Source organism: Kitasatospora sp. NPDC101176, from assembly GCF_044768035.1.
GTDB lineage: Bacteria > Actinomycetota > Actinomycetes > Streptomycetales > Streptomycetaceae > Kitasatospora.
The window spans coordinates 20,569-43,354 of sequence record NZ_JBIWPA010000032.1 but is presented as its reverse complement, the minus strand read 5'-3'; the positions used below and the strand labels follow the sequence as shown (position 1 = coordinate 43,354).

The window sequence follows — 22,786 nt, the reverse complement described above, 5'->3', positions numbered from 1 at the left end:
CAGATGACCACCACCGCCGCACCCCTGCTCGAAGTCACCGGCGTCACCATGCGCTTCGGCGGCCTCACCGCCGTCAACGACGTCAGCCTCACCGTCCGCGAGGGCGAGATCATCGGCCTCATCGGCCCCAACGGCGCCGGCAAGACCACCTTCTTCAACTGCCTCACCGGCCTCTACGTCCCCACCGAGGGCGCCGTCCGCTACCGCGACACCCTCCTGCCGCCCAAGCCCCACCTCGTCACCCAGGCCGGCATCGCCCGCACCTTCCAGAACATCCGGCTCTTCGCCAACATGACCGTCCTGGAGAACGTGCTCGTCGGCCGCCACAGCCGCACCAAGGAGGGCATCTTCTCGGCCATCCTGCGCGGCCCCGCCTACCACCGGGCCGAAGCCGAGAGCCGCGAGAAGGCCATGGAGCTCCTCGCCTTCACCGGCCTCGCGGACAAGGCCGACCACCTCGCCCGCAACCTCCCCTACGGCGAGCAGCGCAAGCTCGAGATCGCCCGCGCCCTCGCCTCCGACCCCGGCCTCCTGCTGCTCGACGAACCCACCGCCGGCATGAACCCCCAGGAGACCCGCGCCGCCGAGGAACTCGTCTTCGCCATCCGCGACCGCGGCATCTCCATCCTCGTCATCGAGCACGACATGCGCTTCATCTTCAACCTCTGCGACCGCACCGCCGTGCTCGTCCAGGGCCAGAAGATCGTCGAGGGTGACCGCGAGACCGTCCAGAACGACGAACGCGTCATCACCGCCTACCTCGGCGCCCCGCTCGAAGGCACCACCGCAGCACCGGAGGACACCCCGTGACCGCGCTCCTCGAGGTCGAAGACCTCCGCGTCTCCTACGGCAAGATCGAAGCCGTCAAGGGCATCAGCTTCACCGTGAACCAGGGCGAGGTCACCACCCTCATCGGCACCAACGGCGCCGGCAAGACCACCACCCTGCGCACCCTCTCCGGCCTCCTCAAGCCCACCGCCGGACGCATCACCTTCGACGGCCAGGACCTCTCCACCGTCCCCGCCCACAAGATCGTCTCCCTCGGGCTCGCCCACTCCCCCGAGGGGCGGCACATCTTCCCCCGCATGACCATCGAGGAGAACCTCCTCCTCGGGGCCTTCCTGCGGACCGACACCGCCGGCATCGCCGCCGACGTCGAACGGGCCTACACCCTCTTCCCCATCCTCGGCGAACGCCGCCGCCAGGCCGCCGGCACGCTCTCCGGCGGCGAGCAGCAGATGCTCGCCATGGGCCGCGCGCTGATGTCCCAGCCCAAGCTGCTCATGCTCGACGAGCCCTCCATGGGCCTGTCGCCGCTGATGATGCAGAAGATCATGGCCACCATCGTCGAGCTCAAGGGCGACGGGACGACCATCCTGCTCGTCGAGCAGAACGCCCAGGCCGCGCTCTCCCTCTCCGACCGCGGCTACGTCATGGAGACCGGCCGCATCGTCCTCTCCGGCACCGGGGCGGACCTCCTCCACGACGAGTCCGTCCGCAAGGCCTACCTCGGCGAGGACTGAACCCCGACACGACGGAAGGGCCCGGCGGATCACGATCCGCCGGGCCCTTCCCGTTGTCCGCGCCCACTCGGAGGCGTCCTACTCGGACGCGTCCTCCTCCGCCTTCTTGCGGTCCTGGGCCTCGCCCTCCTCGATGACCGCCTCGGCCACCGCGGCCATCGTCATCCGGCGGTCCATCGACGTCTTCTGGATCCAGCGGAACGCGGCCGGCTCGGTCAGCCCGAACTTCGTCTGCAGCACACCCTTCGCCCGGTCCACCAGCTTCCGGGTCTCCAGCCGCTGGGTGAGATCGCCGATCTCCTTCTCCAGCGCCCGCATCTCCGTGTACCGCGACACCGCCATCTCGATCGCCGGCACCAGGTCGGCCTTGGAGAACGGCTTCACGATGTACGCCATCGCACCCGCGTCCCGGGCCCGGTCCACCAGCTCCCGCTGCGAGAACGCCGTCAGCATCAGGACCGGTGCCAGGTGCTTCTCGTGGATCTGCTCGGCGGCGGAGAGCCCGTCCAGCACCGGCATCTTCACGTCGAAGATCGCGAGGTCCGGCTGCAGCTCCTCGACGAGCCGCACCGCCGTCGCCCCGTCCCCGGCCTCGCCGACGACGGTGTACCCCTCCTCCTCGAGCATCTCCTTGAGGTCGAGGCGGATCAGCGCCTCGTCCTCGGCGATCACGATCCGGGTGATCTGGGGCGTATCGGTCTCAAGCGGCTGTGCCTGCTCGTCGGCGGTGCTCACGGGGCTCCTAGTTCCGGCGGGGTACTGCATGCACGAGGGTACCTAGACACGGTATGTTTGAGGTCAGCAGGGTCGGGGGGCAACCTTCGAATCTGTGGATGCCCCGGTAGCCCAGCGGCCAGAGGCACGGCGCTCAAACCGCCGACAGCGTGGGTTCGAATCCCACCCGGGGTACTTTTCCTTCGATTTCAAAGCCATTTGGGGCAACCCAACAGTTGGCGATCTTCATTCGTTCGGGTGGAAACCATTCCATTCACCTCCGCGTTCGGCGCATGGTGTTGAAGATCACCCGTATGGCCGTTCGATCCACCCGCCAGGAAGCCGTCCTCCTGCTCCGCCAGGGCGTCCGCAATTCCGAGGTGTCCCGCCGCCTCGGAGTGCCCCAGGGCACGGTCGGCGCCTGGAAGCACCACGACCTCGCCGGACGCGGCAAGCTTCCCGGCCGCAAACGCTCCACCTGCCCGCACTGCTACGGCGACGAGTTGAACCGCTCCTCGTACGCCTACCTCCTGGGCCTCTATCTCGGCGACGGACACATCCTGCTGCCCAACGAGTACCGCAAGACCCAGAGCCTCCAGGTCACGTGCGACGAGAAGTGGCCGGGGATCATCGACTCCGTCGAGCAGGCCATGCGTCAGGTGCTCCCCCACAACACGCCCTGCCGCGTTCGCCGAACCGGCTGCCGCGACGTGAAGGTCTACTCGAACCACGTCGTCTGCCTGTTCCCCCAGCACGGCCCCGGCAGGAAGCACGAGCGCACCATAGCCCTGGAGCCGTGGCAGCAGGAGATCGTGGATGCGCACCCCTGGGAGTTCCTCCGCGGCCTCGTCCACTCCGACGGCTGCCGGATCACCAACTGGACCACCCGGACGGTGGCCGGGGTCCGGAAGCGCTACGAATACCCGCGGTACTTCTTCACCAACACCTCGACCGACATCATCGGCCTCTTCACCGCCACCCTCGACGCCGTCGGCGTCCAGTGGAAGCACGCCTCCCGCTCCAACGGCGCCGCCAACATCTCCGTCGCCCGCAAGGCCTCCGTGGCCCTCATGGACGCCCACATCGGCCCCAAGCACTGACGGCGGCACGGGGGTGCCGCGCCGCCGTCGGTGGCCGGTGCCGGTCAGTTGTCCAGGGCCCCGACGTGGTGGACGCGGACGAGGTTGGTGGAGCCGGCGAGGCCGGGTGGGGAGCCGGCGGTGATGACGACGATGTCGCCCTTCTGGCATCGCCCCAGCGAGAGCAGTGCGGCGTCGACCTGTTCGACCATCTGGTCGGTCGTCGGGGCGAAGGGGCCGAGGAAGGTCTCGACGCCCCAGGTGAGGGCGAGTTGGCTGCGGACGGCGGGTTCGTAGGTGAAGGCGAGGACGGGGATGGGCGAGCGGTAGCGGGTGAGGCGGCGGGCGGTGTCGCCGGACTGGGTGAACGCGATGAGGTACTTGGCGTGCAGGAAGTCGCCGATCTCGGCGGCGGCCCGGGCGACGGCGCCGCCCTGGGTGCGGGGCTTGTTGCCGGCGGTGAGCGGGGGGAGGCCCTCGGCGAGGACGTCGTTCTCGGCGGCCTCGATGATGCGGCCCATGGTCCGGACGGTCTCGACGGGGTACTTGCCGACGGAGGTCTCGCCGGAGAGCATCACCGCGTCGGTGCCGTCGAGGACGGCGTTGGCGACGTCGGAGGCCTCGGCGCGGGTGGGGCGGGAGGCGTTGATCATCGAGTCGAGCATCTGGGTGGCGACGATGACCGGCTTGGCGTTGCGCCTGGCGAGCTTGACGGCGCGCTTCTGGACGAGCGGGACCTGTTCGAGGGGCATCTCCACGCCCAGGTCGCCGCGGGCCACCATGATGCCGTCGAAGGCGTCGACGATGGATTCGAGGTTCTCCACGGCCTGCGGCTTCTCGATCTTGGCGATGACGGGGACGTGACGCCCCTCCTCGGCCATGATCCGGTGGACGTCCTCGATGTCGCGTCCGCTGCGGACGAAGGACAGCGCGACGAGGTCCGCGCCGGTGCGCAGCGCCCACCGCAGGTCGGCGACGTCCTTGTCGCTGAGCGCGGGGACGGAGACGGCGACGCCGGGGAGGTTGAGGCCCTTGTGGTCGGAGACGAGGCCGCCTTCGAGGACGAGGCAGCGGACGCGGGGTCCGTCGACCTCGGCGACTTCGAGGGTGACACGGCCGTCGTCGACGAGGATGAGTTCGCCGGGGGTGACGTCCTCGGCGAGGCCGGGGTAGGTGGTGCCGCAGATGTCCTTGTCCCCGACGACGCCGTTGTCGGTGGAGATCGTGAACTCGTCGCCGCGTTCGAGAAGTACGGGGCCGTGGGCGAAGGTGTCGAGCCGGATCTTCGGGCCTTGAAGGTCGACGAGGACGCCGACGCTGCGGCCGGTCTCGTCGGCGGCTTTGCGGACGCGGCGGTAGCGCTCCTCGTGTTCGACGTGGGAGCCGTGGCTGAGGTTGAGGCGGGCGATGTCCATTCCGGCGTCGACCAGGGTTTTGATCTGGTCGTACGAGTCGGTGGCCGGCCCGAGGGTGCAGACGATTTTTGCTCGGCGCATAGTGCTGAGACTAGGCATTACCGGCGCGTAACCACGAGGCGGGTCCGAACCGCGGGATGACCTTTGCGGTAAGGAGAGTTGAACAATCTGACACGCCCTCGGACCGGTGTGCGAGGAGCCGTCGGGGGCGCTCCGGCCGCGGGGCGTGCCGATGCGATTCCGTGAAGGGGTGTTCACTCCCGGTTCACCGTCGCTTCGGCCGCCGCTCCCCGCCCGGCGGGACGCTCGTCACCCCCGGGTGTCCACCCGGTCGGCGGGACGGACGAGGGGAGCGTTCGGTATGAGACGTGCGGTGGGGGTGCTGGCGGCGCTGGTCCTGCTGGGCGGGGTGACGTACGCGCTGGTTCCGGGGGACGATCCGGGCGGCGGGGATCCGGTCACCGTGTCCGGTCTGATCGGCTCGGAGAAGCGCGACTTCTTCCAGGACCAGCGGGTGGTCGACGAGTTGGCCAGGCAGGGTCTGAAGGTGAATGCCGAGAGCATCGGGTCCTGGTTGATGGACGGTGACGCGAAGGACTTCGCGTTCCCGGCGAGCCAGCCGCCGGCGGACAAGCTCCGCCAGGAGTGGGGGATCAAGGAGGTGCCGGTCCAGCCGTTCTACTCGCCGCTGGTGATCCTCGCGCACCGCCCGGTGGCGGACGTGCTGAAGCAGAACGACCTGGCGACGCTGGACCAGGCGACGGGACTGTGGACGTTCCGGATGGACGCCTACGTGGCCGCACTGAAGGCGGGCCGCACCTGGTCGGACCTGAAGGGCTCGGCGGAGCACGCCGAGCTGCGCGGTCCGGTGTTCCTGACCACGACGGACCCGGAGTCCTCCTCGTCGGGGGCGCTGCACATCGCCCTGTTGTCGTACCTGGCGAACAACCGCCAGGTGGTGTTCGACCAGTCGGGCATCGACGCGACGAAGGACCTGCTGCGGACGGCCACGGCCGTCCAGGGCGGGCAGAAGAGCAGCAGCGACGAGCCGTTCAAGGCCTTCCTGGCGGGGGTGGGGAGCCCGCTGGTGCTGGCCTACGAGTCCCAGGCGGCCGCGATGGTGCTCAAGGGCGAGCAGACCGGGGACATGGTGGTGCTGTACCCGGACACCACGATCTACACCGACCACACGATCGTCGGCCGCACCGCGGCGGGCCGGAAGCTGGCCGCGCAGTTGCACGACAACGCCGAGCTGCGCCGCCTGGAGGCGCAGTACGGGTTCCGTCCGCAGGACGATCCGGATGCCTTCGCGGCGCTGGTGAAGGGCAGGAGCCCGGCGCTGGCGCCGAACCTGGCGGCGGCGAAGGTGAATCAGCCGCCGGTGCCGGTGCCCGATGTCCTGACCAGGCTGATCAAGGCTGCCAAGGGGAAGGCCCAGTGAACTTCGGTATGCACAGGCGCAGTTGGTTGGCGGCCGCGGTGGCGGCCCTGTTGGCGGCCACCGCCTGCACGTCCTCGGGCGGGGAGCGTGCGCCTGCTCCGAAGCCGTCCGATCCGCCGGCGGCGACGGCGCAGCCGGGGGTGCTGCGGGTGCTGGCCGGCAGCGAGCTGCAGGATCTGGCGCCGGTGCTGGAGGAGGCGCGGAAGGCGACCGGGGTGACGGTCCAGTTCTCCTGGACGGGTTCGCTGGACGGTGCGGACGCGGTGTCCTCGGGCCGGGCGGACGGCAAGTACGACGCGGTGTGGTTCCCGTCGAACCAGTACCTGCGGCTGGACGACGCCGGGAAGTCGAAGGTGCTGTCGGAGACGCCGGTGATGGTGTCGCCGGTGGCGGTGGGGGTGCGGTCGTCGGTCCTGGACGAGCTCGGTTGGGGGGACGGCTCGAAGGTCTCCTGGGCGCAGGTGGGGGACGCGGCGGCGGCGGGCCGGCTGTCGTACGGGATGTCGGACCCGACCCGGTCGAACTCGGGTTTCTCGACGCTGGTGGCGGTGGCGGCGGCGTTCTCCGGCGCCGGGTCGGCGCTGAGCGAGGCGGACGTGCAGAAGGCCACGCCGCAGCTGAAGCGGTTCTTCGCCGGGCAGAAGCTGACGTCGGGGTCCTCGGGGTGGTTGGCGCAGGCCTACTCCCGGGCGGAGCCGGGGAAGGTGGGGGCGCTGGTGAACTACGAGTCGGTGCTGTTGTCGATGAACCGGTCGCTGCCGAAGGAGCAGCAGCTGACGGTGGTCCGGCCGGTGGACGGGGTGGTGTCGGCGGACTACCCGCTGTCGTTGCTGTCCTCGTCGGCGCAGCGGGAGCGCGACTCGTTCCAGCGGCTGACGGCGTACCTGCTGAAGGAGGACGTGCAGAAGCGGATCTCCGAGGTGACGCTGCGCCGTCCGGTGGCGCCGGGGGTGGCGCCGGCCGCGGGTCTGCCGACGGACCGGCGGCGGGAGCTGCCGTTCCCGGGGAGCCGGGCGGTGGCGGACGGGCTGTTGGCCTCGTACCAGAACGAGCTGCGGCGGCCGTCGCGGACGGTGTACGTGCTGGACACCTCGGGTTCGATGGAGGGTCCGCGGATCGCGTCGCTGAAGGCGGCGCTGAGCCGGTTGACGGGGGCGGACGACACGCGGGGGGTGCGCCGGTTCCGGGACCGCGAGGAGGTGACGCTGCTGTCGTTCGCGTCGACCGTGAAGTGGGCGCGGACGCACGCGGTGCCGGCGTCGGGGAGCCAGCCCGGTCCGCAGGCGGAGCTGGCGGCGATCGACGCCGACGTGCAGTCGTTGTCGGCGTCGGGGGGTACGGCGCTGTACGCCTCGTTGGAGGAGGCGTACCGGGTGATCGCGCGGCAGCAGGCGGCGGCGGGGGACGACCGGTTCACGTCGATCGTGCTGATGACGGACGGGGAGAGCAACGAGGGGGCGACGGCGGACGACTTCCAGCGCTTCCACGCGGGGCTGTCGCCGGCGCAGCGGGCGGTCCCGGTGTTCCCGATCAGGTTCGGGGAGGCGGCGGTGGGCCAGTTGCAGGGGATCGCGGACGTGAGCGGCGGGAAGCTGTTCGACGGGTCGGGTTCGCTGGACGGGGTGTTCGAGGAGATCCGTGGCTACCAGTGACGGGTTCCTCCGCCGGGCGCTGGCGTACCTGGAGTCGACCCGGAACCTGGTCGGCTGCGGGGCGGGCGCGGTGGGGCTGGGGCTGCACTTCGCGGGGCTGGGCGGGGTGTGGTGGCCGGGGGTGGTGGCGGGGCTGTACGGGGCGGGTGCGCTGTTGACGCCGGGGGCGCGGCGGGTGGTGGTGCCGCCGGTGCCTCCGGTGCCGAAGGTGCCGCCGATGCCGACGGGCTCGGCACCGCGGCCGCGGCCGGCACCCGCGGAGCCGGCGGAGGGTTCCGGGGCGGTGTCGGCCTCCGGCGCCGGATCGGCCCCGGCTCCGGTCTCGGCCCCGGTGCCGGATCCGGAGCTGGTGGCGTTGGCGGCGTACCTGGACACGGTGGCGCTGCCGGCCTCGGCGGGGGTGGACCGGCTGCTGGAGGCGCTGCGGTTGGCGGGGCCGGGGCCGGTGGCGGACGGGATCGTCCGGTTCCGGCTGCCGGTGGCGGTGGCGGGCTACCTGCGGGCGCTGGCCTGGCGGCCATGGGCGGGGGCGGACGGGCCGGATCCGGAGGCGGAGCTGGGCCGCGAGGTGCGGCGGCTCTCCGCCGAGCTGGGCTGACGAGCTGGGCTGAGGGGGCGTCGGGGGGGCGTCGGGGGACGCGGGGGCGTTCCGGTGACGGCCCTTACCACCTCACCCCTCGCCCACCGCCGTCACGAACGAGTCGCCAAGATCTCACCTGTTGGAAACGTCGGAGGGCTATCCATCGCCGGGGCCCGCACGGCACACTTCTACGCGCGTCCCTCTACGCGCGTCAATGCACTCGCGGACGCCATCCGCACATCCTCAGCACGCCAGTTGACGGTCCATCCGGCCGTCAGTTCCCACCCGGGAGAGTCGTCCATGCCCCTGAACCGCCGTGACTTCGTCACCCGGTCCGCCGCCACCGCCGCCGGCGCCGCCCTGGTCGGTGGAGCCTCCCTCGCCGCCGCCCCCGCCGCCGCGGCCGCCGAGCCGGACACGGCGGCCGCCAAGGGCAAGCGCAAGAGCCGCAAGCAGGCCTTCACCGTCATGGGCACCACCGACCTGCACGGCCGGGTGCTCAACTGGGACTACTTCACCGACGCCGTCTACGCCGACAAGGCGCACAACGAGGTCGGCCTCGCCAAGATCTCCACCCTGGCCAACCAGGTCCGCGAGGAGAAGGGCTGGGACCGCTGCCTGCTGATCGACTCCGGTGACATCATCCAGGGCACCCAGCTGACGTACTACTACGCCCGGATCGAGCCGATCGCCACCGACGGCGACAACGTGCCCGACCACCCGATGGCCGTCGCCATGAACCTCATGGGCTACGACGCCGCCGCGCTCGGCAACCACGAGTTCAACTACGGCATCCCCACCGTGAAGGCCTTCGAGGACCAGCTGGAGTTCCCGCTGCTGGGCGCCAACGCGCTGCACGCGAAGAACGAGAAGCCGGCCTTCAAGCCCTACGTCATCAAGGAGCTGCACCTGGGCGAGGGCCGGTCGCTGAAGGTCGGCATCCTCGGCCTCACCAACCCGGGCATCGCGATCTGGGACAAGGCCAACGTCTCCGGCCAGATGGTCTTCCCGGGCATCGTCGAGACCGCGGCCAAGTACGTGCCGCGGATGAAGGCGGCCGGCGCGGACGTGATCGTCGTCTCGGCGCACTCCGGCATCGACGAGGCGACCACCTACGGCGACCAGCTGCCCTGGCCCGAGGACGCCTCCGGCGAGATGGCGGAGACGGTCGCCGACATCGACGCGGTGCTGGTGGGCCACACCCACAAGGAGGTGGCGCAGCGGCTGATCGTCAACAAGAAGACCGGCAGGACCGTGGTCCTCTCCGAGCCGCTGTGCTGGGGCCAGCGGCTGAGCTGCTTCGACTTCGAGGTCGAGTTCGCGGACGGCGCGTGGAAGGTCCTCTCGGTCTCCTCGCGGGTGCTGAACTCCAACACCGTGCCGGAGGACCCGGAGATCGTCAACGCGCTCACCGAGCAGCACAAGAAGGTCGTGGCGTACGTCAACCAGCAGATCGGCACCTGCAGGACGGAGCTGTCGATCGCCGAGTCGCGGTTCCGGGCGACCCCGATCATCGACCTGATCGGCCGGGTGCAGGCGGACGCGGTGAAGGCGGCGCTGGCGGGCGGCCAGTACGCCGGCCTGCCGGTGCTGGCGCAGGCGGCGCCGTTCAACCGGACCGCGGTGATCCCGGCGGGCCAGGTCAAGCTGCGCGACGCGGCCGGCCTGTACATCTACGAGAACACCCTGGAGGCGCGCGTCCTGACGGGTGCGCAGCTGAAGGACTACCTGGAGTTCTCGGCGAAGTACTACAACCAGCTCGCCCCGGGCGCTCCGGTCGACAAGGACGCGCTGACCGGCGCGGAGGCCACGCCGGACTACAACTACGACTCGGTCTACGGGCTGAGCTACGACATCGACGTCGCGCAGCCGAAGGGCCAGCGGATCGTCAACCTGTCGTTCCAGGGCAAGCCGATCGACCCGGCCGCCGAGTTCGTCCTGGCGGTCAACAACTACCGCGCCAACGGCGGCGGCAACTTCCCGCACGTGGCGAAGGCGAAGCTGGTCTGGTCGAACTCCGACGAGATCCGCAACACGATGATCGCCTGGGTGAAGGCCAAGGGCGTCATCGACCCGGCGGACTTCTTCACGAACTCCTGGCGCCTGGTCCGCGCCGGCCAGCCGGTGTTCTAGTCGCACGTTCCACGAAGGCCGTCGTCGCGGGACTCGCTCGTCCCGCGCCGGCGGCCTTCGTGTCCGTTCACGGTGGAAGAATGGCGCCATGAGCGAGTCGCAGATCCCAGAGCGCCACGCCCGGTTGCTGGCGTACGCGCAGAGCCTGACGCCTCCGGCCGGGTGGAAGATCGAGATCTCCGGCGACGAGATCATCATGATGGCCGGCCCGTCGGTGATCCACCAGCGCAACCTCCTGCTCGTGCGCAAGCAGTTCGAGGCGCACGAACCGGCCGACATGATGCCGAGCGAGAACACCGACCTCGCGTCACCGAACGTCGGCAAGCTGCGCAACCCCGACCTGACCTACATCCCCCTCTCCGTCCTCGAATCGGGCGGGACGAAGGTGCCTGCCGAGCAGACCGCGATCGCGGTGGAGATCGTCTCGCCCTCGAACCCGGAGAACGACCTGGTCGGCAAGGTCCGCGACTACCCGTTGATGGACATCCCGCTGTACCTGGTGATCGACCCGCGCGTCGGCGAGATCATGCTCTACTCGGATCCCTCCGGTGGCGTCTACCACCAGCAGTGGACCGGGAAGTTCGGCGACCTGGTGCCGATCCCGGAGCCGTTCGGTTTCGAGCTGGCGACCGATGCCTTGCTCCGGTATCCCGACTGACCGCTGCCCCGATGGCGCCGGAGCGAACATCCGGCGAGACGATGGGACATCTTCCGGAGACTGGAGGATATTCATCGGCTCGTTCGATCTTCCTATCGTTGGGGACATCGAGAACGGCCCCACGGGGGGCCGGTGGTGACCGGTAGGGAGAGTTCGATGCGTGCGGTGGTGCAGAAGGCGTTCGGCGGTCCGGAGGTCCTGGAGGTCGCCGAGGTGGAGCGGCCGACGCCGCGGTCCGGCGAGGTGCTGGTGCGGGTGCGCGCCAGCGGGGTGAACCCGGTGGACGTGGCGGTGCGTTCGGGTCTGCTGCCGATGCTGGGCGAGCCGCCGTTCGGGGTGGGCTGGGACGTCTCCGGGGTGGTCGAGGAGGCCGGGGCCGGCGCCCGGTTCCGGGTCGGCGACGAGGTGTTCGGGATGCCGTTCTTCCCCCGGGCCGCGACCGGCTACGCCGAGTACGTGGCGGTGCCGTCGCGCCAGGTGGCCCGCAAGCCGGCGGGCCTGGACCACGTGTCGGCGGCGGCGCTGCCGCTGGCGGCGCTGACGGCCTGGCAGGGCCTGGTGGACGCGGCCGGGGTCGGCCCGGGCACGCGGGTGCTGATCCACCGGGCGGCCGGCGGTGTCGGCCACTTCGCCGTGCAGATCGCCAAGGCCCGCGGGGCGTACGTGATCGCGCTGGCGAGCGAGCCCAAGCACGGCTTCCTCCGGGAGCTGGGCGCGGACGAGGTGATCGACTACCGGACCGCCGACTACACCGCGCTGGTCTCGGACGTCGACGTGGTCTTCGACTCCTCCTCCGAGAACGTCCGCGCCCTTGAGGTGCTGAAGCCCGGCGGGGTGCTGGTGAGCATCATGGAGCACTGGAACACCGAGCTCGCCGCGGCGATCGAGGCCGCCGGGCGGCGCTTCGCGGGCGTCTCGGTGGAGCCGGACTACGCCTCGTTGGAGGCGATCGCCGCCCTCGTCGAGGGGGGCCGGATCCGCCCGCACGTGGCCGCGACCTTCCCGCTGGAGGAGGCCGGCCGGGCGCACGAGCTGGTGGCGTCGGGTACGGTCCAGGGCAAGGTCGTGCTGACCGTTGAGTGAGATCGCAGGGGGCGGGCGTTGGACATCCTGACCGAGGCACTGGGCTCGATGCGGACGGCGCACCCCGCCTCCGTCCGCACCGAGGGCCGCGCGCCGTGGGCCCTGCGACTGCCGCCGGTGGCCGGCGCCGGGTTCCACGTGGTGCTGTACGGGACGTGCTGGCTGCTCCCCCTGGGCCCGGACGGCGGCGCGCCGGTGGCGCTCAGCCCGGGCGACGTGGTATTCCTGCGGGACGGCCGCGGCCACGTCCTCGCCGACCACCCGGACACCCCGCCGATGCGCGCCGAGTCCGCCCCGGCGGACGACAGCGCGCCGATCGGCACGGTGACCCTGGGCGGCGACGGTGCCCGCACCAGCCTGCTGTGCGGCAACTACCACCTGGACCAGGGCCGCCCGCACCCCATGGTCCGCCAGCTGCCCGCGCTGATCCACCTGCCGACCCGGCACGGCCGGCACCCCGAACTCGCCGCCGCCGTCCAGCTGTTGGGTGCGGAACTGGAGAACCCGCGGATCGGCTCGGCGGGGATCGTCCCGGCCCTGATCGACTCGCTGCTGCTCTACATCCTGCGGGCCTGGTTCGAGGACCAGCCGGCGGCGTCGGCGGCGGGCTGGGCGGCCGCGCTCGGGGACTCCGGGGTGGCCCCGGCGCTGGCGGCGATCCACGAGGCGCCGGCCTCGCCGTGGACGGTGGAGTCGCTGGCGGACCGGTCGGGGCTGTCCCGGGCGGCGTTCGCCCGCCGGTTCACCTCGATGGTGGGCGAGCCGCCGATGGCCTACCTGACCCGCTGGCGGATGACCACGGCGGCCCGGCTGCTGCGCGAGTCGGAGGCGCCGCTGACGGCGGTGGCGGCGCAGACGGGGTACGGCTCGGAGTACGCCTTCGCGAAGGCGTTCAAGCGGGAGTTCGGCCAGGCGCCCGGCGGCTTCCGCCGGGAGGCCCGCGCCGCCTGACCCCCGCCCGCACCCCGGGCCGCTGCGGGCCCGGACCCGACCCACCCCGGGCCACTGCCGGACCGGACGCTCCGGACCCGGCCCCTCCGGACGCGACCGCCCCCGGCCCGCGCGCCGCGGCGAAGCCGTCAGAACGGGAACACGGCCCGCTCGCGCTGGACGGAGATCCACTTCACGGTCGTGAACGCGTCCACCGTCGACTCCCCGTTGAGCCGCCCGACCCCGGAGTTCTTCTCCCCGCCGAACGGCACCGCGGGCTCGTCGGCGATGGTGCCCCCGTTGACGTGGACCATGCCGGCCTCGATCCGGTGCGCGATCCGCACGCCGCGCTCGACGTCGGCGGTGTGCACGGCGCCGCTGAGCCCGAAGGGGGTGTCGTTGGCGATCCGGACGGCCTCGTCCTCGCCGTCGAAGGGCAGCACGAGGACGACGGGGCCGAAGAGTTCGCGCCGGAGGATCGGATCGTCCGCGGCGAGGCCGGTGAGCACCACGGGCTCCATCAGGCTTCCGGTGGTGGTGCCGCGCAGCAGGGCGGTGGCGCCCGCCGCGACGGACTGGTCGACCTGGGCGGTGAGGGCGTCGGCCTGGACGGGGTTGATCAGCGGGCCGATCTGGGTGGCCGGGTCCTTGGGGTCGCCGACGGTCAGCGCGGCGACCCTGGCGACGAACCTCTCGGTGAACTCGGCCTCGACGACGCGGTCGACCAGGATCCGGTTGGCGGCCATGCAGACCTGTCCCTGGTGGGCGAAGCGGCTGAACACGGCGGCGGACACGGCGAGGTCGAGGTCGGCGTCGTCGAGCACGATCAGCGCGCTGTTGCCGCCGAGTTCGAGCACGGTCCGCTTGAAGTGCGCGGCGGCGACGGTGGCGACGTGCCGGCCGATCCGGTCGGAGCCGGTGAAGGAGATGACCTTGGGCACCGGGTGCTCGAGGAACGCGTCGCCGATCTCGGCGATGTCGGTGACCACGACGTTGAGCAGGCCGGGCGGCAGACCGGCGTCCTCGAAGAGCTTGGCGATCAGGGTGCCGCCGACCACCGGGGTCTCCTGGTGCGGCTTGAGCACGACGCCGTTGCCGAGGGCCAGGGCGGGCGCCAGCGCCTTGATCGCCAGGAACAGCGGGAAGTTGAACGGGCTGATCACGCCGACCACGCCGACCGGCAGCCGGTGGAGGCGGTTCTCCCGGCCCGGCGCGGTCGAGGGCAGCAGACGCCCCTCCAGGCCGAGCGAGAGCTGCAGGCAGTCCCGGAGCACGTCCTTGACGAGGGAGAGCTCGAAGCCGGCCTTGAGGGCGGTGCCGCCGAGTTCGGTCATGATGGCGAGGGTGATCGCGTCCTCGCGCTCCTCCAGCAGCCGCAGCACCCGCTCGAAGACGAGCCGGCGGGTGTAGGGGTTGGTCGCGGCCCACTGCTGCTGGGCCCGGGCGGCGGCGCGGTAGGCCCGGTCGACCTCTCCGACGGTGGCGACGGTGATGGTGGCGAGCTTGTCACCGGTGTAGGGGTCGACGTCGACGATGTCCCAGGAGCCGGTACCGCTGCGCCACTCGCCGTCGATGTACTGCAGCGCCAACTCGGAGAAGTACGACATCTGATGCCCCTCGTGCCGGTCCGGGGTGTCCCGGGGGACGAGCCGTTCCGGCCCGACCTGATGAGGCATCATCGTACGTGCGCGTCAGAGCTCTTGGCGTACGGAGTGCAGGAGTTCGCGGGTCAGTTCCGGGCTGAGGCTGTCGGCGGCCAGGCCGTCCATGGCGTGCCGGTACTCGCTGACCTCGGCGGGTTTGTCCAGGTAGAGCGCGGTGGTGAACTGCTCCAGGTAGACGACGTCGGCGAGTTCGGGCTCGGCGAAGCCGAGCACGGTGAAGGCGCCGCCCTCGGCGCTCAGCCCGGCGCAGCCGAGCGGCAGCACCTGCAGCCGGACGTTGGGGAGTTCGCCGAGTTCCAGCAGCCGGTCGATCTGGTTGCGCATCAGATCGGGCCCGCCCCAGGGGCGGCGCAGCGCGGCCTCGTCGAGGACGGCGAGCAGGCGGGGCGCGTGGTCGCCGGTGAGCAGTTCCTGGCGCCTGAGCCGGACCTCGACCCGGCGTTCGATCTCGGCGGGCTCGGTGACGTGGCCGCCGGCGGCGATGACGGCCCGGGCGTAGTCGGGGGTCTGCAGCAGCCCGTGGACGAACTGGACCTCGTAGCTGCGGATCTCGGCGACGGCCTCCTCCAGGCCGACGTAGTTCTGGAACCAGGGCGGCAGGACGTCGCCGTACTCGTGCCACCAGGAGGTGGCGTTGGCGTCGCGGACCAGGCCGAGGACGGTGGCGCGCTCCTGTTCGGCGTCGACGCCGTAGAGGGTGAGCAGGTCGGCGACGTCGCGTTCCTTGAAGCCGACCCGGCCGAGCTCCATCCGGCTGATCTTGGACTCGGAGGCGCGGATCGAGTAGCCGGCCTCCTCGCGACTGACGCCCCTGGCCTCGCGGAGCTTCCGCAGCTGGGAGCCGAGCATCAGCCGCCGTACCGTGGCGCCTCCGCCTGCCTGAGTCGTGCTCATCGCCTCAACCTCCGCGCTCGCGCAGCCCCCCGGCCGTCGGCGGCAGTCTGCCACCTGGCACCGACGAGCAACAGCCCGTCCGGGGACGCCGTCCGGGGCGGCGTCGGGCTGCGCCAACGGTAGTCCTGGTGGCTGGGAAATGCCTGGAAACGCCGGTGCCGCTTGACACCGGCGGAGCCGCTCGCGACGCCTCGCGGGGGGCGCCCGCGGCGGGGCCCTGCGTCCGCTGCGCGCCGGGCGCGGAACGGTGGGAACCGGCACCCGGGAACGCTGCCGGGTACGGGGACGCCACCCACCGGAACGCGCAGACCCCGCCGGGCGCGCAGCGCCGCGCACCGGCGTGCGGGAACGCGACGGCGCCCGCCCTCCAACTGGTCGGGGAAGAGGGCGGGCGCCAGGAGACCGCGTTGGCCCGGCGACGCTGGCGGGGGCAGCGGGTTGAGCTCCCGGCGATGCGGCGCCGGGCGTTCGGGGGTCGGTCGGGACCGGGTGGGGACCGGTCGGGACCGGATGGCCGGTCGGGCCGTCAGACCACCAGGGGGCGGTCGGTGGGCCGGATCGGGGCTGGCAGCGGGGTCTTGCCTCCGAGGTGCTTGTCCACGGCGGCGGCGGCCGAGCGGCCTTCCGCGATGGCCCAGACGATCAGCGACTGGCCACGGCCGGCGTCTCCGCAGACGTACACGCCATCGACATTGGTGGCGAACCGGCCGTCGCGGCCAATGTTACCGCGCGCGTCGAGGTCCACTCCCAGCTGCTCGACCAGGCCGTTGCGCACGTCCGTCCCGGTGAAGCCCATGGCCAGGGTGACGAGCTGGGCCGGGATGGACCGCTCGGTGCCGGGGACGGGCTCGAACCTGCCGTCCTTGAACTCGACCTCGACGAGGTGGAGCTCCTGGACGTTGCCGTCCTCGTCGCCGGTGAAGCGGGTGGTGTTGACGGAGTAGATCCGCTCGCCGCCCTCCTCGTGCGCGGAGGTGACCTTGTAGGTCATCGGCATGGTCGGCCAGGGCTGGTGGCCGGGGCGCTCCTCGCCGGGGCGGGGCATGATCTCCAGCTGGGTGACGGAGGCCGCGCCCTGGCGGTGGGCGGTGCCGACGCAGTCGGCGCCGGTGTCGCCGCCGCCGATGACGACGACGTGCTTGCCCTTGGCGCTGATCGGCGACTCGACGAAGTCGCCCTCCTGCACCTTGTTGGCCAGCGGCAGGTACTCCATGGCCTGGTGGACGCCCTTGAGCTCGCGCCCGGGGACGGGCAGGTCGCGGGCGGTGGTGGCGCCGGCGGCGACGACGACGGCGTCGAAGCGCTCGCGCAGCTGCTGGCCGGTGATGTCCTCGCCGACGTGGACGCCGGTGCGGAAGCGGGTGCCCTCCGCGCGCATCTGCTCGATGCGGCGGTTGATGTGGCGCTTCTCCATCTTGAACTCGGGGATGCCGTAGCGCAGCAGTCCGCCGATGCGGTCGGCGCGCTCGTACACCACCACGGTGTGCCCGGCCCGGGTGAGCTGCTGGGCGGCGGCCAGGCCTGCCGGGCCGGAGCCGACGACGGCCACGGTCTTGCCGGAGAGGCGCTCGGGGACCTGCGGGGTGACGCCGCCCCGGTCCCAGGCCTTGTCGATGATGGTGACCTCGACGTTCTTGATGGTCACCGCGTCCTGGTTGATGCCGAGCACGCAGGCCGACTCGCAGGGCGCCGGGCAGAGGCGGCCGGTGAACTCCGGGAAGTTGTTCGTCGCGTGGAGGCGCTCGATCGCGCCGACGAAGTCGTCCCGGTAGGCGAGGTCGTTCCACTCGGGGATGAGGTTCCCGAGCGGGCAGCCGTTGTGGCAGAACGGGATGCCGCAGTCCATGCAGCGGCCGGCCTGCTTGGTGATGATCGGCAGGAGGCTGCGCTCGACGTAGACCTCGTTCCAGTCCCGCAGACGGACGTCCACGGGACGGCGCTCGGCCAGCTGCTTGGGCGTGGTCAGGAAGCCCTTGGGGTCAGCCATTAGCCGCCTCCATCATCTTGCGAGTGGTCTCGGCCTCGGAGAGGCCATCGCGCTCAGCGGCGTCCTTGGCGGCGAGCACTGCCTTGTAGTCGGTCGGCATGATCTTGGAGAAGCGGGACACCCCGCCGCCCCAGTCGGCCAGGAGTTCGGCGGCGACGGTGGAGCCGGTCTCCTCGTAGTGCTGCTGCACGGTCTCGCGCAGCCATTCGCGGTCGGCGGCGCCGGGGGCCTCGATGCCCACGAGCCCGTCGTTGACGTTCGCGGGGCGCAGGTCCAGCACGTAGGCGATGCCGCCGGACATGCCGGCCGCGAGGTTGCGCCCGGTCTCGCCGAGGATGACGACCCGGCCGCCGGTCATGTACTCCAGGCCGTGGTCGCCGACGCCCTCGACGACCAGGGTGGCGCCGGAGTTGCGGACGGCGAAGCGCTCGCCGGCCTTGCCGCGCAGGTGGATCCGCCCGGCGGTGGCGCCGTAGCCGATGGTGTTGCCGGCGATGACGTGGTTCTGGGCGTCGTTGCCGATGGCCGCGGCGTCGCGGGCGGGGCGGACGACCACGACGCCGCCGGAGAGGCCCTTGCCGACGTAGTCGTTGGCGTCGCCCTCCAGGCGCAGGGTCACGCCGCGCGGCACGAAGGCGCCGAAGGACTGGCCGGCGGAGCCGGTGAAGGTCACGTCGATGGTGCCCTCGGGCAGGCCCTCGCCGCGGTAGCGCTTGGTCACCTCGTGGCCGAGCATGGTGCCGACCGTGCGGTTGACGTTGCGGATCGGCAGCTGGATGCGGACGGCGTCGCCGCGCTCCAGGGCGTCCTCGGCCAGCGTGATCAGCTGGTTGTCCAGGGCCTTGTCCAGGGCGTGGTCCTGGGTGGTGGTGCAGTGGCGCGCCGCGCCGTCCGGGAGCGTGGGGACGTGGAAGAGCGGGGCCAGGTCGAGCCCGGCGGCCTTCCAGTGGTCGATCGCGCCCTGGGCGTTGATGTGCTCGGCGTGGCCGACGGCCTCCTCGATCGAGCGGAAGCCCAGCGAGGCCAGGATCTCCCGGACCTCCTCGGCGATGAACTCGAAGAAGTTGACCACGAACTCGGGCTTGCCGGAGAAGCGCTCGCGCAGCACCGGGTTCTGGGTGGCGACGCCGACCGGGCAGGTGTCCAGGTGGCAGACGCGCATCATGATGCAGCCCGAGACGACCAGCGGGGCGGTGGCGAAGCCGAACTCCTCCGCGCCGAGCAGCGCGGCGATGACGACGTCGCGGCCGGTCTTGAGCTGGCCGTCGGTCTGCACGACGATGCGGTCGCGCAGGCCGTTGAGCAGCAGGGTCTGCTGGGTCTCGGCGAGGCCGAGCTCCCAGGGGCCGCCGGCGTGCTTGAGCGAGGTGAGCGGGGAGGCGCCGGTTCCGCCGTCGTGGCCGGAGACGAGGACGACGTCCGCGTGCGCCTTGGAGACGCCCGCGGCGACCGTTCCGACGCCGACCTCGGAGACCAGCTTGACGTGGATGCGGGCCGCCGGGTTGGCGTTCTTGAGGTCGTGGATCAGCTGCGCCAGGTCCTCGATCGAGTAGATGTCGTGGTGCGGCGGCGGCGAGATCAGACCGACACCCGGGGTGGAGTGCCGGGTCTTGGCGACCCACGGGTAGACCTTGTGGCCGGGCAGCTGGCCGCCCTCGCCGGGCTTGGCGCCCTGGGCCATCTTGATCTGGATGTCGTCGGCGTTGACGAGGTACTCGGAGGTGACGCCGAAGCGGCCGGAGGCGACCTGCTTGATCGCCGAGCGGCGCTCGGGGTCGTACAGGCGGTCCGGGTCCTCGCCGCCCTCGCCGGTGTTGGACTTGCCGCCGAGGCGGTTCATCGCGATGGCGAGGGTCTCGTGGGCCTCGCGGGAGATGGAGCCGTAGGACATCGCGCCGGTGGAGAAGCGCTTGACGATCGCGGAGACCGGCTCGACCTCCTCCACGGGGACGGGGGTCCGGCCGAGGGCGTCCAGCTCGAACAGGCCGCGCAGCGTCATCAGGCGGGTGGACTGCTCGTTCACCCGGTCCGTGTACTGCTTGAAGATGTCGTAGCGGCGGTTGCGGGTGGAGTGCTGCAGCCGGAAGACGGTGTCCGGGTCGAACAGGTGCGGCTCGCCCTCGCGGCGCCACTGGTACTCGCCGCCGATCTCCAGCGCGCGGTGCGCGGCGGGGATGCCGGAGGCCGGGTAGGCCTTGGCGTGGCGGGCGGCGGTCTCCTTGGCGATCTCGTCCAGGCCGATGCCGCCGAGCTTGGTGGTGGTGCCGGCGAAGTAGCCGGCCACCAGGTCCTGGGAGAGGCCGATGGCCTCGAAGACCTGGGCGCCGCGGTAGGAGGCGACGGTGGAGATGCCCATCTTGGACATGACCTTGAGCACGCCCTTGCCGAGCGCCTTGATCAGGTTCTTGATGGCCTTCTCGGGCTCGACGCCCTGGATGAACACGCCCTGGGCGACGAGGTCCTCGACGGACTCCATGGCCAGGTACGGGTTGACCGCGCCGGCGCCGTAGCCGATCAGCAGCGCGACGTGGTGCACCTCGCGGACGTCACCGGCCTCGACCAGCAGCGACACCTGGGTGCGCTGCTTGGTGCGGATGAGGTGGTGGTGGATCGCGGAGGTGAGCAGCAGCGAGGGGATCGGGGCGTGCTCGGCGTCGGAGTGCCGGTCGGAGAGCACGATGATCCGGGCGCCGTCGGCGATCGCGGCGTCGGCCTCGGCGGCGATCGCGGTCAGCCGGGCGGCCAGGCCCGCGCCGCCGGCACCGACCTTGTACAGGCCGGAGAGCGTGACGGCCTTGAGGCCGGGCTGGTCGCCGTCGGCGTTGATGTGGACGAGCTTGGCCAGCTCGTCGTTGTCGATCACCGGGAAGGTGATGCCGACGGAGCGGCAGGAGGCGGCCTCGGCGGCCAGCAGGTTGCCCTCGGGGCCGAGGTTGCTGAGCAGCGAGGTGACGAGCTCCTCGCGGATGGCGTCCAGCGGCGGGTTGGTGACCTGTGCGAAGAGCTGGACGAAGTAGTCGAAGAGCAGACGGGGCTTCTCGCTGAGCGCGGCGATCGGCGAGTCGGTGCCCATCGATCCGAGCGCCTCGGCGCCGGTCTTGGCCATCGGCGCGAGGATGACGCGCAGCTCCTCCTCGGTGTACCCGAAGGTCTGCTGGCGGCGGGTGACCGAGGCGTGGGTGTGGGCGATGTGCTCGCGCTCGGGCAGCTTGGCGAGCTGGATCTGCCCGGCGGCGACCCAGTCCGCGTAGGGGTGCTCGGCGGCGAGGGCGGACTTGATCTCCTCGTCCTCGACGATGCGGCCCTCGGCGGTGTCGACGAGGAACATCCGGCCGGGCTGCAGGCGGCCCTTCTTGGCGACCTTCTCCTGCTCGATGTCGAGCACGCCGACCTCGGAGGAGAGGACGACCAGGCCGTCCTCGGTGATCCAGTAGCGGGCCGGGCGCAGGCCGTTGCGGTCGAGCACGGCGCCGACCTGGGTGCCGTCGGTGAAGGTGACGCAGGCCGGGCCGTCCCAGGGCTCCATCAGGTTGGAGTGGTACTGGTAGAACGCGCGGCGGGCCGGGTCCATGGTGGCGTGGTTCTCCCACGCCTCCGGGATCATCATCAGCACCGAGTGCGGGAGCGAGCGGCCGCCGAGGTGGAGCAGCTCCAGGACCTCGTCGAAGGAGGCCGAGTCGGAGTGGTCCGGGGTGCAGACCGGGAAGATCCGCTCCAGGCCCTGCCCCTTGTTGTTGGCGGGGATCAGGTCGGTGGCGAGCTGGGACTCGCGGGCGCTCATCCAGTTGCGGTTGCCCTTGACCGTGTTGATCTCGCCGTTGTGGGCGACGAAGCGGTACGGGTGGGCGAGCGGCCAGCTCGGGAAGGTGTTGGTGGAGAAGCGCGAGTGCACCAGGCCGATGGCGGAGGCGTAGGAGCGGTCCGACAGGTCGGGGAAGAAGGGCTCCAGCTGGCCGGTGGTCAGCATGCCCTTGTAGACGATGGTGCGCGCGGACAGCGACGGGAAGTAGACCCCGGCCTCGCGCTCGGCGCGCTTGCGGACGACGAAGGCGGTGCGGTCCAGCTCGATGCCGGCCTGGCCGTCCTTGCCGAGGAAGAGCTGCCGGAAGCGGGGCATGACCGAACGGGCGGTGGCGCCGAGCAGGTCGGGGGTGACCGGGACGTCGCGCCAGCCGAGGACGGTGAAGCCCTCCTCGGCGGCGATGCCCTCGATCTGCGCGACGGCGGCGGCGGCCTCGTCGTCCTGGTCGGGCAGGAAGGCGATGCCGACGGCGTAGGCGCCGGCGGCGGGGAGGTCGAAGTCGACCTTGCCGCGCAGGAAGGCGTCCGGGACCTGGGTGAGGATGCCCGCGCCGTCGCCGGAGTCGGGCTCGGCGCCGGTGGCGCCGCGGTGCTCCAGGTTGCGCAGGACGGTCAGCGCCTGCTCGACGATGGTGTGGTCGGCGATGCCGGTCAGCGTGGCGACGAAACCGACGCCGCAGGCGTCGTGCTCGTTTCGCGGGTCGTACAGGCCCTGAGCGGTAGGTCGCGCATCCGGAACGAGCGCGTACGGCCGGCGGGAGGCGCCGGCCTGGGGCTCGTTGGCGGAGTGCATGGATGCAGACAGCATCGGCTCTCCCGTCGTCGTCTTTCGGCGGTGTGGTGCAAGGAGGGACGACGCTGGCCCTGATGCGATTTCGTGCAAGTTACATGATGCCCAAGATCCCGGGAAGTGGAATATCCGGTCCACATGGCGGACGGATCCGCAGGTCAAGGGGGCAATGGGGGGACGTGCCACGGTGCACGTCCCGACGATTGTGCCCGGCGGTCGGCCGCCTGAAACAGGGGCGAAACCCGATCGCCACACAGGACGATCATGGCGTCCTGCGATTCCATCCCGAGGCTCTGCCCGCGGATGCGAATCCACGGTTCCTGAGCTCGGATGATGAGACTAGGCCAGGCGGTACCGGGGATCCATGTGTGGAACGTCACGCATTGACCAGCATAGTCATGCACTCCGCTGTGGCATCGCACAGCGCTCCCCCACCACCTCC

General features: G+C 71.3%; 16 protein-coding genes and 1 tRNA gene. 11 read left to right on the top strand and 6 right to left on the bottom strand.

The window, feature by feature from the left end; genetic code table 11:
• The first annotated feature begins 3 nt into the window (after positions 1 to 3).
• Positions 4 to 810 carry an ABC transporter ATP-binding protein gene (locus ACIRS1_RS31445; RefSeq protein WP_360212496.1) on the top strand — a complete coding sequence of 269 codons (807 nt, stop codon included), beginning with the start codon at positions 4 to 6 and terminating at the stop codon, positions 808 to 810.
• Positions 807 to 1,523, top strand: coding sequence for an ABC transporter ATP-binding protein (locus ACIRS1_RS31440; RefSeq protein WP_360212429.1), 717 nt, complete (start codon positions 807 to 809; stop codon positions 1,521 to 1,523). Before ACIRS1_RS31445 ends, ACIRS1_RS31440 begins: the two co-directional genes overlap by 4 nt.
• A gap of 78 nt (positions 1,524 to 1,601) precedes the next feature.
• Here ACIRS1_RS31440 and ACIRS1_RS31435 read toward each other — a convergent pair whose 3' ends face one another.
• Complete coding sequence (locus ACIRS1_RS31435) at positions 1,602 to 2,258, bottom strand: response regulator (protein ID WP_360212431.1); 657 nt, start codon at positions 2,256 to 2,258, stop codon at positions 1,602 to 1,604.
• A 100-nt stretch (positions 2,259 to 2,358) separates the two neighbouring features.
• Between ACIRS1_RS31435 and ACIRS1_RS31430 the strand changes: the two genes are divergently transcribed.
• A tRNA-Leu gene (locus ACIRS1_RS31430) sits at positions 2,359 to 2,432 on the top strand.
• Between the two features lie 119 nt (positions 2,433 to 2,551).
• Positions 2,552 to 3,337, top strand: a complete 786-nt coding sequence (locus ACIRS1_RS31425; RefSeq protein WP_402845561.1) for a helix-turn-helix domain-containing protein — start codon at positions 2,552 to 2,554, stop codon at positions 3,335 to 3,337.
• Positions 3,338 to 3,381: 44 nt separating this feature from the next.
• On the opposite strand, the gene pyk is transcribed toward ACIRS1_RS31425, so the two are convergent.
• Complete coding sequence (pyk, locus tag ACIRS1_RS31420) at positions 3,382 to 4,812, bottom strand: pyruvate kinase (RefSeq protein ID WP_360212435.1); 1,431 nt, start codon at positions 4,810 to 4,812, stop codon at positions 3,382 to 3,384.
• Positions 4,813 to 5,092: 280 nt separating this feature from the next.
• On the opposite strand from pyk, the gene ACIRS1_RS31415 reads away from it, so the two are divergent.
• The 7 genes from ACIRS1_RS31415 (at position 5,093) to ACIRS1_RS31385 (ending at position 13,229) form a co-directional block, all read left to right on the top strand.
• Positions 5,093 to 6,172: a hypothetical protein gene (locus ACIRS1_RS31415; RefSeq protein ID WP_360212437.1), complete on the top strand. Its 1,080-nt coding sequence runs from the start codon at positions 5,093 to 5,095 to the stop codon at positions 6,170 to 6,172.
• 8 nt (positions 6,173 to 6,180) lie between these two features.
• Positions 6,181 to 7,824, top strand: coding sequence for a VWA domain-containing protein (locus ACIRS1_RS31410; protein ID WP_402845559.1), 1,644 nt, complete (start codon positions 6,181 to 6,183; stop codon positions 7,822 to 7,824).
• Entirely contained in the window at positions 7,811 to 8,422 is a 612-nt protein-coding gene (locus ACIRS1_RS31405; protein WP_402845557.1) for a hypothetical protein, read from the top strand. The genes ACIRS1_RS31410 and ACIRS1_RS31405 overlap by 14 nt, the downstream gene beginning before the upstream one ends.
• Before the next feature lie 282 nt (positions 8,423 to 8,704).
• Positions 8,705 to 10,537: a bifunctional metallophosphatase/5'-nucleotidase gene (locus ACIRS1_RS31400; protein ID WP_402845555.1), complete on the top strand. Its 1,833-nt coding sequence runs from the start codon at positions 8,705 to 8,707 to the stop codon at positions 10,535 to 10,537.
• An 88-nt stretch (positions 10,538 to 10,625) separates the two neighbouring features.
• Complete coding sequence (locus ACIRS1_RS31395; protein ID WP_402845554.1) at positions 10,626 to 11,195, top strand: Uma2 family endonuclease; 570 nt, start codon at positions 10,626 to 10,628, stop codon at positions 11,193 to 11,195.
• A gap of 156 nt (positions 11,196 to 11,351) precedes the next feature.
• On the top strand, positions 11,352 to 12,278 hold the full coding sequence (locus ACIRS1_RS31390) for an NADP-dependent oxidoreductase (protein WP_402845552.1): 927 nt from the start codon (positions 11,352 to 11,354) through the stop codon (positions 12,276 to 12,278).
• Between the two features lie 18 nt (positions 12,279 to 12,296).
• Positions 12,297 to 13,229 (top strand): AraC family transcriptional regulator, encoded by a 933-nt coding sequence (locus ACIRS1_RS31385; RefSeq protein WP_387898543.1) that lies wholly within the window; start codon positions 12,297 to 12,299, stop codon positions 13,227 to 13,229.
• Positions 13,230 to 13,357: 128 nt separating this feature from the next.
• Here the strand turns inward: ACIRS1_RS31385 and ACIRS1_RS31380 are convergent, their stop codons facing one another.
• From ACIRS1_RS31380 to gltB, 4 genes are all read right to left on the bottom strand, one after another.
• A complete protein-coding gene (locus ACIRS1_RS31380; RefSeq protein WP_402845550.1) occupies positions 13,358 to 14,815 on the bottom strand; it encodes an aldehyde dehydrogenase family protein in 1,458 nt (485 codons plus the stop codon).
• 84 nt (positions 14,816 to 14,899) lie between these two features.
• Positions 14,900 to 15,766, bottom strand: coding sequence for a helix-turn-helix domain-containing protein (locus ACIRS1_RS31375; RefSeq protein ID WP_402845548.1), 867 nt, complete (start codon positions 15,764 to 15,766; stop codon positions 14,900 to 14,902).
• 526 nt (positions 15,767 to 16,292) lie between these two features.
• Positions 16,293 to 17,753, bottom strand: a complete 1,461-nt coding sequence (locus ACIRS1_RS31370; protein ID WP_360212454.1) for a glutamate synthase subunit beta — start codon at positions 17,751 to 17,753, stop codon at positions 16,293 to 16,295.
• Positions 17,746 to 22,347, bottom strand: a complete 4,602-nt coding sequence (gene gltB / locus ACIRS1_RS31365) for a glutamate synthase large subunit (protein ID WP_402845618.1) — start codon at positions 22,345 to 22,347, stop codon at positions 17,746 to 17,748. The genes ACIRS1_RS31370 and gltB overlap by 8 nt, the downstream gene beginning before the upstream one ends.
• Between the last annotated feature and the right edge of the window lie 439 nt (positions 22,348 to 22,786).